Raw genomic sequence first — 15,511 nt, 5'->3', positions numbered from 1 at the left:
TATTGTGTGAATTAAGTTTCATGCATTATAATATCTAAATGAGATAATGTAAAATAAATATTAAAAAATAATTATTATTAATTTTAATTTAAAAATAATGGAGAGGTATAAAATGCAAAGACCAGAATGAAATTCTGGTCTTTGCTATAATAATTAAATTAACTTACTTTTTTTATTGCTTCATTTTCGGCATTCTTAGCTGCCATCTCTGCAGCTTTTCTTTGTCTGCGTTTTAGTTCCGCACGCTGGTAGTCCTTTACTGTCTTACCAGTGCCGTCATGTCGCCATCCCGGAGAATAGAAAATATACCTGAATCTATCCATCATACTAAGATTAGGCTGAGTCAGATCACGGGCCAGTTTTTTCCATTCATAAAATACAACATTAATAGGACCACGGTCTTTTGCCTTAGGATAGATTCCGTATTTTACTGGAAGCTCCGGATCTTCTTTTTCAAATGTCCCGAATAATTTATCCCATACAATAAGCATCATACCCATGTTTTTATCCAGATAGCGGATGTTGCAAGCGTGGTGTACACGGTGGTGGGAAGGAGTTACCAGAATATATTCTAATATACCCATATTTTTAATTGTTTTGGTATGTACCCATGTTCCGTATACCTGTACTATAGCATATACCACCATAATATGCCAAGGATTGAATCCTAAGAAGGCTAATGGTGAAAAGAACATATAGCGGTACAAGGGTTCGAAAACCGAAGATCTGAATCCTGTGGAAATATTGAATAATTCCGAATTGTGATGGGTAATATGTACAGCCCAGAATACACGGGATTTGTGGTCTACAAGATGCAGAACATAATAAGCGAAATCCTGCAGCAGGAATACCGCGATCCAGTACCATGCATTTTCCTCCCATGTGAAAAGACGGTAATGATAGAAGAAGAACATTACTCCCATTGCAAAGGCCTTCATCAAAAGATCCAGCCCGTAGTTTAAAAGAGCTAAATAAACATTGGTAATAGTGTCCTTTGTTTCATAAAGTTTTTCTTTATTGAAGTGGCTGTAAATCATTTCTCCCAATATCACTGTAAGGTGAATCGGGGCAGCCCAGGTGTAAACTACACCTTGTCCGTTTTCAGTAAACAAATTATTCCAATCAATCATCCTGCAAATTTACTCAATAAAATTCCTGATATAGGCTTAAAAATGGCTTAATATTATAAATAACACCGATAGATAAAGGCATAAAAAAACTGTTGCTTATAAAAGTTAAGCAACAGTTTGTAAAAATTTATGCATAGTTGGGTTTATTTCTCCATAGAAACAGAGTCATCTCCACGTCCATCGGCCACAGCATGGTAGTTACCGTTAGGATCTACGACGATCATTTCTACACGGCCGATTTTATCACGTCTTTCAAATTTGTAATTTTTCTTTTCCAGCTCTTTGATGGTATATTCCGGAAAGCCTTTTTCCACAGCTACTGTTTCCGGTAACCACTGGTGGTGGAATTTTGGTGCATTAACAGCAATGTTTGTATTGGCTCCAAAGTCAATAACATCCACAATAGCCTGAAATACAGAAGTTGGAATTGTTGTACCACCCGGTGTCCCGACTACAATATATGGTTTCTTATCTTTTAGCACAATGGTAGGAACCATTGAGCTTAGCATTCTTTTGTTAGGTGCAATCGAATTGGCCTCACCGCCTACAGCTCCATACATATTCGGAACTCCAGGTTTTACGGAGAAATCATCCATCTCATTATTTAAAAAGAAACCAGCGCCGCTTACAACTGTTTTGCTTCCGTAGTAACCGTTCAGGGTTGTGGTCACAGAAACCGCATTTCCTTCTTTATCCAGAATACTGATGTGTGTGGTTTGTGTACTTTCTTTTCCGGGATTGATGATTTTACCCACATCTTTGCTTGGTGTAGCAAGATTGGGATTATAGTTGGCAAATCTTTTCTTCAGGTAATCCGTACTGATCAGCATCGCAGTTTTATCCTGAATAAAATCGGGATCTCCCATGTATTCTGCTCTGTCTGCATAGGCACGTCTTTCAGCTTCTACCATTAGCTGCACTGCTTCCGGAGAATTTATTTGCTTATCCTTTAATCCTACAAAATCTGTCATAGTGAGCATTTGTGCCAGCAAAATTCCGCCGCTGGAAGGCAAAGGCATTGTAACAACTTCATTTCCTTTATAATCGAAAGTAATGGGTGTTCTGGATTTTACTTTATAATTTTTCAGGTCATTATGAGTAATGATTCCGTTACCTCTTTTCATTTCAGCAACAATAAGATCGGCTGTTTTTCCTTCATAAAAGCCTTTTAATCCTTCTTTCTGGATTCTTCTTAAGGTTTCTGCCAGATCTTTTTGTACAAGGATATCTCCTTCTTTCCAATCGGTATCCTTTACAAAAACAGTAGCGTTTTTGTTATTATTCAGGAAGTTTTTCTTTGTAGAGTTTAATAGGTTGGCTTCAGCCTGGGTAACAGCAAATCCTTTTTCAGCAAGATCAATAGCAGGCTGAATCAGCTTTTCCATAGGAAGCTTTGCATATTTATGCATTTCGTATAACCCCGCCACAGAACCCGGAACGCCGACAGCAAGCCATCCATATTGGCTAAGATCTGTATTGGCATTTCCTTTTTTATCGATATACATATCTTTATGAGCCTTTGCCGGAGCTGTTTCACGGTAGTCTAACGACAGTTTTTTTCCGTCTGCAGTTGTAGCAACCATAAATCCGCCACCACCAATATTTCCTGCCTGAGGATATACTACCGCAAGAGCATATTGAGTCGCAATTGAAGCATCAAATGCATTTCCGCCTTCATTCATTACCAATGTACCTGCTTCGCTGGCAAGCGGATGTGCTGATACAACGACGCCTTTATTTTTTACTTTCACTTCTTTTACCACTCTTACGTCAGTGTACTGAGCAAATAAAAGGGTAGAAGTAGTTGAAATAATCCCAATAGTAAAGAGTAATTTTCTCATAAGATCAATTTGTGTCTACAAAAATAAATAAACCTGTCAGATTCTTTATTATGTTTTAGATAATAATTAAATTTGCTTCTTTAAAATATTGAAACAATAATTATGGAGTCACACACGGAAAGAATTTTGATTACTGGCGCATTAGGCCAGATAGGTACTGAATTATGCATTCGCTTAGCAGCAATATACGGAAGAGAAAACATATTCGGGCTTGGGCTGGAAGATGAAAGTAAAGCCGTCGATTCTGCAGCAGGTACTTATGTCAAAATGGATGTGACTGATTCTGCATCTATCGAAACATTTGTAACAGAAAACAAAATTACAACGGTATACCATTTAGCATCTCTTTTATCCGGAACTTCAGAGAAGAACCCGCCACTAGCATGGAGAATTAACGTAGATCCGTTAATTCACTTCCTGGAAATGGCAAAAGATAAGAAAATCAATAAACTTTTCTGGCCGAGTAGTATTGCTGTATTCGGACGTGAAATTCCTAAAATAGATGTAGGGCAGGAAGTACCATTAAATCCTTCTACGGTATATGGGATTTCTAAACTGGCAGGAGAGAAATGGTGTGAATATTACCACAATAAATATGATGTAGATGTTAGAAGTATCCGCTATCCCGGACTTATTTCATGGAAAGCACCTGCAGGTGGTGGAACAACGGATTACGCTGTTGAAATTTTCTATAAGGCTATTGAAGATGGTAAATACACCAGCTTTATAAAAGAAGATACAGCAATGCCAATGCTGTATATGGACGATGCAATCAATGCAACATTAAAGCTAATGGATGCTCCTGCCGAGCAATTGTCAGTAAGAACATCTTACAACCTTGGCGGTATGTCTTTTACTCCGGCAGAATTGGCGGCAGAAATTAAAAATGAAATGCCTACATTTGAAATAAGCTACGAACCTGATTTCCGTCAGGCTATTGCAGACAGCTGGCCTGCAAGCATAGATGATACTGTAGCTAAGAAGGACTGGGGGCTGAAATATGATTTCGATATTACCTCTATGACCAAAGACATGTTAGAGAATTTAAAAAAGAAGTTGGCTAAAGCCTAAATGATATTATTAACATTCAATCTTCGAAGTTTTCAAGTCCCTACTGAAAAGCAGGGACTTTTTTCAATGAAAGAACTGGATGAGATTAGTATTAAGGGAACGCAGAGCCTTCTTCGTATTTTGGAAAACGCCGAAATACAGGCTACTTTCTTTATCGAAAGCCATTTTGCAGAGCGAAATCCGGAGTTTGTTAAAAGCATCGTCGCTAAAAATTTTGGAATAGCCCATTGGTATACCGAAGAAAATATAGATCAGTTGGCAGAATCTAAAAAGATATTGGAAGAGGTGTCCGGTAAGAAGATATTCGGAATTCGATATGCTCCCCATTGTGATGTTTCTGCCGATGATCTTAAAAAACTGGATTATGTGTATGATGCCAGTTTTGAACCACGGGATATATCTCAATATCTCAAAAAGATAACCCGGAAAACAACTCAGTATGTAAAGGACGATATTATGTATCTTCCGGTTTCACAATCTCCAATGACAAGATTGCCATTTAGCGATTTTTCTTTTCAGTTTTTACCATTGCGCTATTATGAAGGAATGGTACTGGAAACAGTAAATCAGGATGAGTATACCTTATTGTACTATTATCCATGGCAGTTTATGAATGTAACATCACCCGACTACGGGTTGGCCTTCTACCGAAAATATAATTTGGGAGATAAAATGTATCATAAGTTCTCTGAATTTCTGAAATGGATTAATGAGAACGATTTCGCTACAGCAACTCTTAGAGAGTATTTTTTCTGAAGTTTTTATAAAAAAGTCACACTATAAAAATAGTGTGACTGTATATTAGTAAAGCATATTAGCTTAATTCAAATACTGTGATTTCTGGTTTTACGCCGACTCTTCCCGGATATCCAATAACACCAAATCCACGGTTAACATAAAGGTATTTACCCATCGATTCATATAAATCTGCCCATTTAGGATATTTATATTGTACCGGAGACCATTTAATGTTCTTTAAGTCTAATCCAAACTGCATACCGTGCGTATGTCCGGATAAAGTCAAATGAATATTAGACGGGTGTTTTTTTACAATCTCGTCAAAGTGAGTAGGATCGTGAGACATTAGAATCTTGGCTGCATCTGCAGGTATTCCCTGTGTTGCTTTGTCCAGATCTCCATATTGTGGGAATGGAGGAAGACCCCAGTTTTCAACACCTACGATATAAAGTTTTTCTCCGTTTTTCTCAATAATTCTAAACTCGTTACGAAGCATATCGAAACCAGCCTGTTTTTCAAGTTCTATAAGTTTTGGAATGTTTTGATCGTGTTCTGCCTGACTTTTCCAAGTTCCATAACCACCATAATCATGATTGCCAAGAACTGCCAGTTTTCCGTCCTTAGATCTTATAGTGGAGAAAAGTTTTACAAAAGGAACAAACTCTTCGGCATAAGCATTTACCATATCTCCTGTAAACAAGATAAGATCAGCATTTTGCTCATTAATCATATCTATTGCATGCTGCAATTTAGCAGGATCGGAAAAGCTTCCGCTGTGTACATCGGAGATTTGAAGGACTTTATAACCTTTAAAGCTTTTAGGTAGGTTAGGGATTTTTACCTTAATGTTTCTTACAAAATATCTGTACTTACCCCATACCATTCCGTCGAAGAAAGAATAGGAGAGTGCTGCTCCCAATCCTAATGCTGTCAGGCTTAAGAATTTTCGTCTTTCAGGGAAAGTTTTTGCAGGTTTTGTAAAACGCTGTAAAGTGTATTCTGCAACACGAAAAATATCACCTAGAAGCAGAATAACAGCAATTAATACTTTCGGTACCAGAAACATGGTAAACAGAGCGGCAAGCCAATGTACTTTGGTCTGGTCTCTGGATCCCTTTTCGAAAGTAAGCATAAGAGTAATAATAATACCGTATAGCAGTACTGTTATTACCCAATATGTTAATCTTATTTTTTTATTCTTAGTTATGTTTTTTATGGCCTGATATACATATAATTCTAATATCAGGATTATTCCGAAAACATAAGGGAAGATTTTTTGAATCATTCGTTTTTATAGATGAGGCAATTGATGTTCATGCCGGCACCTACTGAAGCCATGGCAACATAACCACCCTTCTTGAAAGAATGCCCCTGCATTTTGTCTTTTTTAATCAGATCATACATCGTAGGCACAGTCGCTACTGAAGAGTTACCAAATTCCTGAATAGTCATCGGAGCAATCTCTTCTCTGTATTCTTTACCGTAAAGTTTGAATAGTCTGTGGATAATAGCGTGATCCATTTTAGCATTCGCCTGGTGGATAAGGATTTTGTCGATATCATCGATGTCTAATCCAGCCTGACTGATAGTGTCTTTTATAGCATCCGGAACATTTTTCAATGCATATTCGTAAATTTTACGACCACGCATACGGATGAATAGTCTTTCTGGTCCTACTTCCGGATTCAGAGAACAACCATTGCTAAGGTAATCCAGCTCTGCATCGTTATCACAAATCGTACTGGAAGTGATAAATCCTTCTTCAGTATTTTCTTTAGCCTGCAGAATAACAGCTCCCGCTCCATCAGCAAAGATTAATCTGTCTCTGTCATATATATCTACTACACGGCTTAAGGTTTCTGTACCTACAACCAGAATAGTTTTTGCTCTTTTAGCCTGAATAAGATCGTTGGCAAGGATCATTCCTTCTACCCATCCCGGGCAGCCAAAGATCATATCGTAATTAACACATTTGCGGTTTTTAATCCCCAGTTTACTTTTTATTCTTGCAGAAACTGAAGGCATAAAGTTAGCCAGTCCGTTCTGTGTAACTTCACCAAAGTTACTTGCCGCAATAACATAATCTATAGTTTCCGGATCTATTCCTGCTTCTTCAATAGCTTGTTGGGCTGCTTTAGCACCAATATCACTGTTTAAAAGGTCATCTGTAACATAACGGCGTCTTTCAATCTCCGTAATCTCAACAAACTTTTTTACAATCTCCTCATTAGATTTTTCAATCTTATTACCATTTTCATCATAGAAAACAGCGTCATTAAAGTATGATCCGTCAATTACTCTTTCAGGAAGGTAGTGACCGGAACCGGTGATTACACTTTTAAGCATCAGTTTTTAATATATAAAAAGTAAATTATTAATAGTTGGCAAAGGTAAGAATTAAATATATATAATAGTGAAAACAAAATTATTATTAACTTTGCAGAGCTTATTTTTGACGTATGAAGAAGCTTGGTGCATCGGCGAAAGGCCTTATTTTTTCAGTGTTGGCTGCGGTCGTGGCTTTTGCTGTTTACTATATCTATTTAAAAAAAGAAAACCATTACCTGGTAGACAATCCCACTCCTGATACTTTTTACTTTAAAGTGAATAACGGGGAAGAGAATATTATTGCTTCCGGACAGTATGTGACAGTAGACCTTAATAAAGGTCAGAATAACATAAAAGTATTTGATAAGAATAAAAAAATGCTTTATGATTCTGCTTTTACTGTAAACAAGCTGCGTGGTTTACTGAATATTGCTCACAAGGATTATTATGTAAACAGACAGTACTACGGATACAATCTGAATAAAGATTCGCTTCGGGCAAAACATAATATTGTTGTAGACGGAGAAACTCTTTTTACCGATGCTAAGAAGATAAACAAACTGTATACTGAAGATTTCTACTACAACATCAATGAAGAATATGATAAAGTGATTAAGAATATTCAGAAGGTAGAATCCAGAACAAAAATATTCAGAAAGCAGGACTTCTTAAACTACTACAAAGATTATTATAACGAATAAAAACAATATTTTGGAACATAATACAATAACCCCATATAATTCAGAACAAAGTAAGAAAAATCAGGTAGAGGAAATGTTTGATAACATTGCCCCTAAATATGATTTGCTTAACCACGTTTTGTCCATGAAAATAGATGTTACATGGAGAAACAAGCTGGTAAAGTGGCTTAAAATTGACAGCCCAAACAGGATTCTGGATGTAGCAACAGGTACAGGAGATCTGGCATTGACCATACAAAAAGGAACAGGTGCTGATGTTGTTGGATATGACCTGTCTCAGCAAATGCTGAATGTTGGGGTGGAGAAAGTGAAAAAAGCAGGCCTTCAGGACAAAATCCAGATGATAAAAGGAGATGCAGAGCATATGCCCTTCAAGGATAATGAGTTCGATGCGATTACAGCTGCATTTGGCGTAAGAAACTTCGAAAATCTTGAAAAAGGGCTTGCTGAAATGAAAAGAGTTGTAAAAACAAACGGAAACGTATTTATTTTGGAATTTTCCAAAGTTGAAGGTTTCTTAGGGCCGTTTTACATGTTTTATTTCAAAAATATTCTGCCAAATATCGGAAAGCTGATTTCTAAAGACAGCCGCGCATATACTTATCTGCCGGATTCTGTAAATGCATTCCCTTATGGTGAGAAGATGAAAAATATATTGCTGAATTTAGGATTTTCTAAAGTTGAATATAAAAAACTGACTTTCGGAATCGCAACTATTTATAAAGCAACAAAGTAAAAAATAAACAGATCAGCTTTGTCTATTGGGGCGATAGGCTGATAAAATAAAATTGGAGCAAACATTAACAAATGTTAAATTAATTTGTTACTTTTGCTTTTAGGTTAGAATTATAAACTTCGAAAATGCTGAAGGATTTAGAAAGCAATTTTGTATCACTGGAGAAAAAGATTCTTAGGTTAACAGCTAATTATAAGAATCTTTCAGAAAAATATGCAGAGCTTTCGGATAAATATGAAAAGCTGAGGACGAAATATGAAGATGAAAGCAGCAAAAATGAAGAATTACAGGAAGAACAGAGAAGAATAAAATTAATGTCTGCTATATCAGGTAATCCGGAACATAACCGATTGATGAAAAACCACATCAACAGGTTGGTAAAAGAGATAGATTCTTGTATAGCACAACTTCAAAACACGGGCATATAATGGATTTTAGAAGAATAACCATCAATATAGCCGGAAGAAACTATCCGTTGAACGTTCCCGCAGCTGAGGAAGAAACACTGCGTAAGGTAGGGAAACAGATAGAGGATATGATAAAGGAATTTGAAGCGAATTTCGCCGTTAATGATAAACAGGATGCTTTAGCAATGTGTGCCTTGAGACTGGGTACCAATGCAGAGATTAATAAACTTAACGACGAAAAGAATATAAGCATTTCAAATGAAAAGTTAATTCATTTGAATAATTTATTGCAAAACGAATTAGAGGAATTATAATATTCGTCTTTTAACGACTGCCTACATTAGTTCTAACACAAGCAGGTAAACTCAACGCAAACAATTTGCCGAGCGAATGTTTACTGAATGGCGTGCCGGATTTATCCGGATTACAGACAGTAAAAATCAGCTCAAATCGTGTAGATTCGGAGTTTACTCTAATCAATAGAGCTGATGTGGGCTTTTTTTATGGTGTAAAAACAGAAACAAAAAAGGAAATAAAAAAAGAAAATTAAACTATATATATGACAACCACTATCATCATTGTCGGCATTTTATGCCTCGTTATAGGAGCACTGGTTGGCTTTTTACTATCGAAAAGTTCGCTAAACTCCAAAGCCCGATTTATTATTGAAGACGCCAAAAAAAGTGCAGAAAACCTTGTAGAAAAGGCAAATGTACAAGCAGAAAGTATAAAGAAGGAAAAAAATGTACAAGCTAAAGAAAAGTTTCTTGAACTAAAAGCCGAGCATGACAGCAATATTCAGCAGCGTGAAAAGAAAATGCAGGAGGCTGAAAAAAGAACAAAGGACAAAGAAAATAAGCTTAATGATGAGCTTTCTAAAGTCGGGAAATTAGAGAAAGATCTTACCCGTCAGAATCAGGATCTTGAAAAGAAAATTGAGCAAATGGAGATCCGCCAGCAGGAACTGGCTACTGCCACTGCTCAGAAAGTTGAACTATTACAAAAGATTTCAGGATATTCTGCTGATGAAGCTAAGGCTGAATTGGTAGAAGCAATGAAAGGAGAGGCTAAATCCAAAGCACAGGCTTTTGTTACCAATGTAATGGATGAAGCAAAACTGAATGCGAAAAACGAAGCTCGTAAAATTGTTATTCAGACTATTCAGAGAATCGGTACAGAGCAGGCAATTGAGAACTCTGTGTCTGTATTCAACATCGAATCCGATGAAATTAAAGGTAGAATTATCGGCCGTGAAGGGCGTAACATCAGAGCTTTGGAAGCTGCTACAGGGGTAGAGATTATTGTAGACGATACTCCGGAAGCTATTTTGCTTTCATGTTTTGATCCGGTAAGAAGAGAAATTGCAAGATTATCTTTACACCGCTTAGTAACCGACGGACGTATTCACCCGGCAAGAATTGAAGAAGTTGTAAATAAAACAACGAAACAGATCGAAGAGGAGATTATTGAAGTAGGTAAGAGAACAATCTTAGATTTAGGAATCCACGGTCTTCACCCGGAATTGGTTAAGATTGTAGGTAGAATGAAGTACCGTTCTTCATATGGACAAAACTTATTACAACACTCCAGAGAAGTAGCAAATATTGCTGCTACAATGGCTGCAGAGTTAGGATTAAATGTAAAACTGGCTAAGAGAGCAGGTTTATTACACGATATAGGTAAAGTTCCTGAACAGGAATCTGAGCTTCCACACGCACTTTTAGGAATGCAGTGGGCAGAGAAGTTCGGTGAAAATCCGGAGGTTATTAATGCAATTGGGGCTCACCACGATGAAATCGAGATGACTTCTTTATTATCTCCGATTATTCAGGTTGCCGATGCTATCTCAGGTGCAAGACCTGGTGCAAGAAGACAGGTACTGGAATCTTACATGCAGAGACTTAAAGACCTTGAAGCTGCAGCATTAAGCTTCGACGGGGTATCCAGTGCATTTGCAATTCAGGCTGGTAGAGAACTTCGTGTAATGGTAGAGAGTGGTAAAGTGAACGACGACGTAGCAGCACAGCTTTCCTATGATATCTCCGAGAAAATTCAGAATGAGTTAACATATCCTGGACAGGTAAAAGTAACGGTAATCCGTGAAACAAGAGCTGTAAATATCGCAAGATAACAGACTGAGCTATTCAGTTAAATAATAAATATAAAGCACCGCTGTTGCGGTGCTTTTTTGTGTTTAAATGATTATATTCGCTAAAAAGAGTATATATGACCAGAATTTGTTTCACAGCTGATAGTTTTGATATTAACGGAAATTCCATCGCTCTTCCGCTGCCTATAAATGAACTGGAAAATATCCTGGGCGAAGCCCGCGTTTTTGCCGGAGAGTATAATACTGTTTATACCTGGTCGGAATTGGGGCTAAAAGCGTATTCTAAGGAAGGGAATTTGGCCGAGACTGTTGATGTAGTCTTCGAGGCAGAAGATTATGAGCATTCCCCTGAAAAGGTTTTTATAGGAGAACTCTTACTCAATGGGACAGATATAAAAGAATATTATATCAATAATAAAGATAAGCGTATAAAATTGTGGGATGATGATCCAAACGGAGCATTTGTTTTTAATAACCATAGTTTATGGCTGGACATAGAAGACGGAGTATTTAATACAGTATCTATAGAAGCCTATACAAAAGGAGAGGCAAAGACTTTGGAATCACTGCCACTGGATGCAGGATTCGAAGATTTGGCTGTACTATGGAGTAAATGGATTGCTGTCATCAAAGAATATGTAGATGAAGACAATGCTTATTATAATCTCACTCACGGTATTACCGCCGGGCAAATGCATGAAACAGAAGTACAATTGGAGGTACCGTTACCCGGGGTTCTGTTGAATTTCTATAAAGTACATAATGTAAGATGGAATGCTGTAACTTCAGCTTTTAGCTTTAGTGTAAATGGTTGGAGCTATGACTTGTTGCCGTTCGAAAAGATTATAGATGAATGGGAAGAGATACAGGACTTAAACGACGATGAAGTATTGGGTGCGGAAATGAGGGAAGGATATTCTGATAAAGTAAAAGCTGTTAACTATGCAAATCCAAAATGGATTCCTTTTGCGGAGGGACGAAATGGTGATTACCTGCTAATTGATACAGATCCAAGTGAGAAAGGAAATTTCGGACAGATTATCGAGTTACAGAATGAAGGCTGGACAAGAAATGTAGTAGCTTCTTCACTTGAAGAGGTGATAACACAGGAAATAGAGATTATTAAAAACGAAGGTAATAACAGGTTCGGATTTATTCAGGAAAATGGTAAGTTTTAATTTTCAGATATAAATATATAATCGGTATAAAATCCAAATAAAGATGAAATACAAGAGCTATTATTTAATGTTACTGGGCTTATTGCTTCCTTTGGCTTTTAGCGGCCAGCAAAAGGATTTAACAAAAGCTCCGTTTGAGTGTGATCTACTAAAAGCTTATGCAGAACCTATAAAGGGTCTTAAATTTGAAAGATGCGAGGAACCTAAGGAACTTTCTCAGCTTATGACAACTGCCTACTATAGCGTAGCGGGTAAAGATCATGCAAGGATTGAAAAACTTTTGCGAGAAAAATACAAAATGCCGAAACTAGTTCCTTTTATGGGGCATTATGAGACCGAACATGGAGGCAGCGGTGTCATAAGAAAACAAGAAGGTGAGAACGGATCTCTATATGAACTTGATGTGAAAATGTCGGGTAAGATGAAGTCCGGAACGGATCCAAAAACAGGTCGTTATACAGTAGATAGCAACAGTAATTTAGCGGAGTATACAGTTGCCGTTTCTATATGGGAATTATAAGTGCTGCAGAGTAGATTGATCATCGGAAAATTATTGTGAAAATAATCTACCCCTGCTAATGTAGCTACAAAAAGATCAAAAGAAGTATGGATCTGATATAAGAGCCTGTTTAAATTTTATTGTTAATACTCTTCGACAGGCTCAGAGTGATATTGCCTGTCCAAAATAGCTTCCTTTTAGGAGTGTCAGGCTGAGCCTGTCGAAGTCTAATATTTTTTTTGATCAAAATTTAAACAGGCTCTAAAAAGCTATGCCAGGTTTTAAACTTTGATAAGGCTGTGATTTTTTTGATTTTATCCCGTTTTGTTTAAATTCATTATCTTTAGTCTGGAAAACTAAAATTATGAATAACAACTTTACAATTTCTTTTAGGAAAATAGCCTTTTTCCTGTTTCTTACATTCAGTTTGAATATAGCTTTTGGGCAGCAAAAACAATATAAGGTAGTGGCTTATATTTCTTCGGATAGTACTTCTTTAATGCAGTATGACCTTAAGAAAGTTACCCACCTTATTTACGGATTTGCCCATTTGGATAATGAAGGAAAGATTAGTATCAACAAGAAAAAAGACACTGTGATGCTAAAAACCTTTGCCGAATTAAAGAAAAAGCATCCCAAACTAAAAACAATGATCGCTTTAGGAGGGTGGACAGGATGTTTTACCTGTTCTGCAACATTCTCGGATAAGAACAAAAGAATAGAATTCGCAAAGTCAACAAAGGCATTTATCGATCACTTTAAACTGGACGGAATCGATTTAGACTGGGAATATCCTGCAATAAAAGGACCGCCAGAGCATTTATACCAGGATCAGGATAAGCCAAACTTTACGGATCTTGTTATACAGTTACGTAAAGAATTGGGCAAGACTAAACTGATTACATTTGCAGCCGGAGGATTTGGTGATTTCTTTGAGAAATCTATTGAATGGCAGAAAGTTAATCCATACTTGGATTTCGTGAATCTTATGAGCTACGATCTTGTGCATGGTTATTCTACTGAAACAGGGCATCAGTCTGCATTATATTCTAACAGATCTCAGGACGAGTCTATAGACAGAGCTGTAGATTTTTTCAGAAAATATAAATTTCCTTTAAGTAAAGTTGTTGTTGGTGTGCCTTTCTATACCCGCTATTTTCAGGTAGAAGATACCAGTGATAATGGCTTGTTTAAAGCGGCTAAGTTTGTAAGTGGAAAAGATTATAAAAATAATAAAGATACTATGGAATCCGATGGCTTTGTGGCTTATTGGGATTCGACAGCATCGGTGCCTTATTGGTTCAATGCAGAGAAAAAGCTTTTTGCTACCGGTGATAACAAGAAATCGATTAAGATAAAAACTGATTATATCAAAAAGCAACGTCTGGGTGGTATTATGTTCTGGGAACTAGCCAGTGATGCACCAAAAGATGGATTATTAGACGCTATTGAATTTTAATAAAAAAGCCCTTACTTTTTAGTTGAGGGCTTTTTTATTAATCGTATGACCTATTCAGATTTATTAAACATATATCTGAATATTTTCCATTTTCCATTTTCCTTTTTTAATAAGAAAAACTCTCTGTTTTCTTCAGGCATGGATTGATCGGTTGCATTTATAATGACATTTCCCTTTGAAGATGTTCTGGCAAATGCTATATCTCCATTTACAAGAACCTCTTCAATATTAAACTTTACATTTAACCGTATGGTTTTAAAAATATTGCTGTATGATTCTTTCAATTGCTCCGTTCCTGTAGCGGTAGGAAGGGTAGTAGGCATAAATACTCCGTCCTGTGTATATACATGTAATACCTTACTTACATCGGCTGTATTTAAAGCATCTCCATAAGTATATAAAACGTTCTCAATTGATGCTTTTTCTGCTGAGTTTTCCATTTTGATTTGATTTTGATTGGTGCTCTGCATTTCTGTTTTATTCTGACATGACTGAGCTGATAATAACAGAATTGCTATTACTAAGATTCTCATATTGGATGTATTGATTATGAATTGATTACTATTTGTCTGGCTTCATCCAATGTAACGGTTTTTCCAAGCGCTCCAAATTCGTGAAGATCTCCAAATACCTCAATGCGAATGGACTGATCAATTCCTCCGATATGGAATGGAACAAATCCACTTGCTGTAATAAGTTCTTCTACAACTTTATTAGACTTAATATTGTCAGAAGCATAAAAGAGAACTTTTCTTTCAGGTGTATTGAATGCCGCATTTGTTAATGTTGCAGCTGCTAGTGTGCCAAATGCTTTTATCAGAATTGTATTGGGGGGTAATAGCGCCGAAAGATTTTTTCCGGCAGATTCGTTTTCACTGATAATCTTTTTGAATCCACCATTCTCATCAGGAGCAATAGGATTAGAAACATCAATAATAATTTTTCCCTGAAGCTCCTGAGCATAGGTTTTCAGAAACTCTTTAATTTTATCATAATAGATTGTAGGAATAATAACATCAGCTTCTTTAATAGCTTCTGCTATTTCCATTGGAGTTGTTGAAGCTCCCAGATGAGATGAAAGCTCTTGTGCCTGGCTAAGTTCTCTGGATGCCAGAATTACAGGATAATTACCTTTTGTTAGATCAGAAGAAATAGCTTTTCCGATGTTACCTAAGCCGATAATGGCTACTTTTGTTGTAGTGTTCATTGTGTTCATATTTAAAAATTGTATGTCGAAACTGACAATACAAAGCTATGATGAATGAACGGTGAATGTCTATAATCTAAATTAAGAAATAGTCTTAATCTAGATT

The 15,511-nt window shown here is 36.7% G+C and carries 16 protein-coding genes; 10 read left to right on the top strand and 6 right to left on the bottom strand.

All coding sequences use genetic code 11. The features are described 5' to 3' along the window. Positions 1 to 158 precede the first annotated feature (158 nt). Both ATE49_RS00360 and ggt read right to left on the bottom strand, forming a co-directional pair. Entirely contained in the window at positions 159 to 1,130 is a 972-nt protein-coding gene (locus ATE49_RS00360; RefSeq protein ID WP_059155390.1) for a sterol desaturase family protein, read from the bottom strand. Positions 1,131 to 1,273: 143 nt separating this feature from the next. Then, a complete protein-coding gene (gene ggt, locus ATE49_RS00355; protein WP_065080657.1) occupies positions 1,274 to 2,971 on the bottom strand; it encodes a gamma-glutamyltransferase in 1,698 nt (565 codons plus the stop codon). Between the two features lie 102 nt (positions 2,972 to 3,073). Between ggt and ATE49_RS00350 the strand changes: the two genes are divergently transcribed. Further along, positions 3,074 to 4,042, top strand: a complete 969-nt coding sequence (locus ATE49_RS00350) for an NAD-dependent epimerase/dehydratase family protein (protein WP_065080656.1) — start codon at positions 3,074 to 3,076, stop codon at positions 4,040 to 4,042. After that, positions 4,043 to 4,798, top strand: a complete 756-nt coding sequence (locus ATE49_RS00345) for a polysaccharide deacetylase family protein (RefSeq protein ID WP_065080655.1) — start codon at positions 4,043 to 4,045, stop codon at positions 4,796 to 4,798. It abuts the gene before it with no gap. A gap of 58 nt (positions 4,799 to 4,856) precedes the next feature. Here ATE49_RS00345 and ATE49_RS00340 read toward each other — a convergent pair whose 3' ends face one another. Together ATE49_RS00340 and ATE49_RS00335 are read right to left on the bottom strand one after the other, a co-directional pair. Then, positions 4,857 to 6,065, bottom strand: a complete 1,209-nt coding sequence (locus ATE49_RS00340) for a metallophosphoesterase (RefSeq protein ID WP_059344113.1) — start codon at positions 6,063 to 6,065, stop codon at positions 4,857 to 4,859. After that, entirely contained in the window at positions 6,062 to 7,126 is a 1,065-nt protein-coding gene (locus ATE49_RS00335) for a 3-oxoacyl-ACP synthase III family protein (protein WP_009085157.1), read from the bottom strand. The genes ATE49_RS00340 and ATE49_RS00335 overlap by 4 nt, the downstream gene beginning before the upstream one ends. A 113-nt stretch (positions 7,127 to 7,239) precedes the next feature. On the opposite strand from ATE49_RS00335, the gene ATE49_RS00330 reads away from it, so the two are divergent. From ATE49_RS00330 to ATE49_RS00295, 8 genes are all read left to right on the top strand, one after another. Beyond that, a complete protein-coding gene (locus tag ATE49_RS00330; RefSeq protein WP_045180294.1) occupies positions 7,240 to 7,809 on the top strand; it encodes a hypothetical protein in 570 nt (189 codons plus the stop codon). Positions 7,810 to 7,819: 10 nt separating this feature from the next. After that, the gene (ubiE, locus tag ATE49_RS00325; protein ID WP_034869134.1) at positions 7,820 to 8,545 is read left to right on the top strand and encodes a bifunctional demethylmenaquinone methyltransferase/2-methoxy-6-polyprenyl-1,4-benzoquinol methylase UbiE; all 726 of its coding nucleotides are present in this window, start codon (positions 7,820 to 7,822) and stop codon (positions 8,543 to 8,545) included. A gap of 125 nt (positions 8,546 to 8,670) precedes the next feature. Continuing rightward, entirely contained in the window at positions 8,671 to 8,973 is a 303-nt protein-coding gene (locus ATE49_RS00320) for a hypothetical protein (RefSeq protein ID WP_034869133.1), read from the top strand. Continuing rightward, entirely contained in the window at positions 8,973 to 9,266 is a 294-nt protein-coding gene (locus tag ATE49_RS00315) for a cell division protein ZapA (protein ID WP_009085149.1), read from the top strand. The genes ATE49_RS00320 and ATE49_RS00315 overlap by 1 nt, the downstream gene beginning before the upstream one ends. A gap of 245 nt (positions 9,267 to 9,511) precedes the next feature. Then, a complete protein-coding gene (rny, locus tag ATE49_RS00310; RefSeq protein ID WP_045180292.1) occupies positions 9,512 to 11,083 on the top strand; it encodes a ribonuclease Y in 1,572 nt (523 codons plus the stop codon). A gap of 95 nt (positions 11,084 to 11,178) precedes the next feature. After that, the gene (locus tag ATE49_RS00305) at positions 11,179 to 12,240 is read left to right on the top strand and encodes an SMI1/KNR4 family protein (RefSeq protein WP_065080654.1); all 1,062 of its coding nucleotides are present in this window, start codon (positions 11,179 to 11,181) and stop codon (positions 12,238 to 12,240) included. 43 nt (positions 12,241 to 12,283) lie between these two features. Beyond that, the gene (locus tag ATE49_RS00300) at positions 12,284 to 12,760 is read left to right on the top strand and encodes a hypothetical protein (RefSeq protein ID WP_065080653.1); all 477 of its coding nucleotides are present in this window, start codon (positions 12,284 to 12,286) and stop codon (positions 12,758 to 12,760) included. Between the two features lie 343 nt (positions 12,761 to 13,103). Then, a complete protein-coding gene (locus tag ATE49_RS00295; RefSeq protein ID WP_065080652.1) occupies positions 13,104 to 14,198 on the top strand; it encodes a glycoside hydrolase family 18 protein in 1,095 nt (364 codons plus the stop codon). A 50-nt stretch (positions 14,199 to 14,248) separates the two neighbouring features. Here the strand turns inward: ATE49_RS00295 and ATE49_RS00290 are convergent, their stop codons facing one another. Then, a complete protein-coding gene (locus ATE49_RS00290) occupies positions 14,249 to 14,731 on the bottom strand; it encodes a YybH family protein (RefSeq protein ID WP_081278387.1) in 483 nt (160 codons plus the stop codon). 14 nt (positions 14,732 to 14,745) lie between these two features. Next, positions 14,746 to 15,405, bottom strand: coding sequence for an NADPH-dependent F420 reductase (locus ATE49_RS00285; RefSeq protein WP_065080987.1), 660 nt, complete (start codon positions 15,403 to 15,405; stop codon positions 14,746 to 14,748). Positions 15,406 to 15,511 lie beyond the last annotated feature (106 nt).

Origin of the sequence: Elizabethkingia miricola (genome assembly GCF_001675285.1) — a bacterium.
Taxonomy (GTDB): Bacteria; Bacteroidota; Bacteroidia; order Flavobacteriales; family Weeksellaceae; genus Elizabethkingia; species Elizabethkingia miricola.
This window is presented reverse-complemented; position numbering and strand designations above follow the sequence as displayed.

Coding starts and splice junctions, on each gene's coding strand:
- ATE49_RS00360 (WP_059155390.1), bottom strand. CDS start 1,130: ATGATTGATTGGAATAATTTGTTTACTGAAAACGGACAAGGTGTAGTT.
- ggt (WP_065080657.1), bottom strand. CDS start 2,971: ATGAGAAAATTACTCTTTACTATTGGGATTATTTCAACTACTTCTACC.
- ATE49_RS00350 (WP_065080656.1), top strand. CDS start 3,074: ATGGAGTCACACACGGAAAGAATTTTGATTACTGGCGCATTAGGCCAG.
- ATE49_RS00345 (WP_065080655.1), top strand. CDS start 4,043: ATGATATTATTAACATTCAATCTTCGAAGTTTTCAAGTCCCTACTGAA.
- ATE49_RS00340 (WP_059344113.1), bottom strand. CDS start 6,065: ATGATTCAAAAAATCTTCCCTTATGTTTTCGGAATAATCCTGATATTA.
- ATE49_RS00335 (WP_009085157.1), bottom strand. CDS start 7,126: ATGCTTAAAAGTGTAATCACCGGTTCCGGTCACTACCTTCCTGAAAGA.
- ATE49_RS00330 (WP_045180294.1), top strand. CDS start 7,240: ATGAAGAAGCTTGGTGCATCGGCGAAAGGCCTTATTTTTTCAGTGTTG.
- ATE49_RS00320 (WP_034869133.1), top strand. CDS start 8,671: ATGCTGAAGGATTTAGAAAGCAATTTTGTATCACTGGAGAAAAAGATT.
- ATE49_RS00315 (WP_009085149.1), top strand. CDS start 8,973: ATGGATTTTAGAAGAATAACCATCAATATAGCCGGAAGAAACTATCCG.
- rny (WP_045180292.1), top strand. CDS start 9,512: ATGACAACCACTATCATCATTGTCGGCATTTTATGCCTCGTTATAGGA.
- ATE49_RS00305 (WP_065080654.1), top strand. CDS start 11,179: ATGACCAGAATTTGTTTCACAGCTGATAGTTTTGATATTAACGGAAAT.
- ATE49_RS00300 (WP_065080653.1), top strand. CDS start 12,284: ATGAAATACAAGAGCTATTATTTAATGTTACTGGGCTTATTGCTTCCT.
- ATE49_RS00295 (WP_065080652.1), top strand. CDS start 13,104: ATGAATAACAACTTTACAATTTCTTTTAGGAAAATAGCCTTTTTCCTG.
- ATE49_RS00290 (WP_081278387.1), bottom strand. CDS start 14,731: ATGAGAATCTTAGTAATAGCAATTCTGTTATTATCAGCTCAGTCATGT.
- ATE49_RS00285 (WP_065080987.1), bottom strand. CDS start 15,405: ATGAACACTACAACAAAAGTAGCCATTATCGGCTTAGGTAACATCGGA.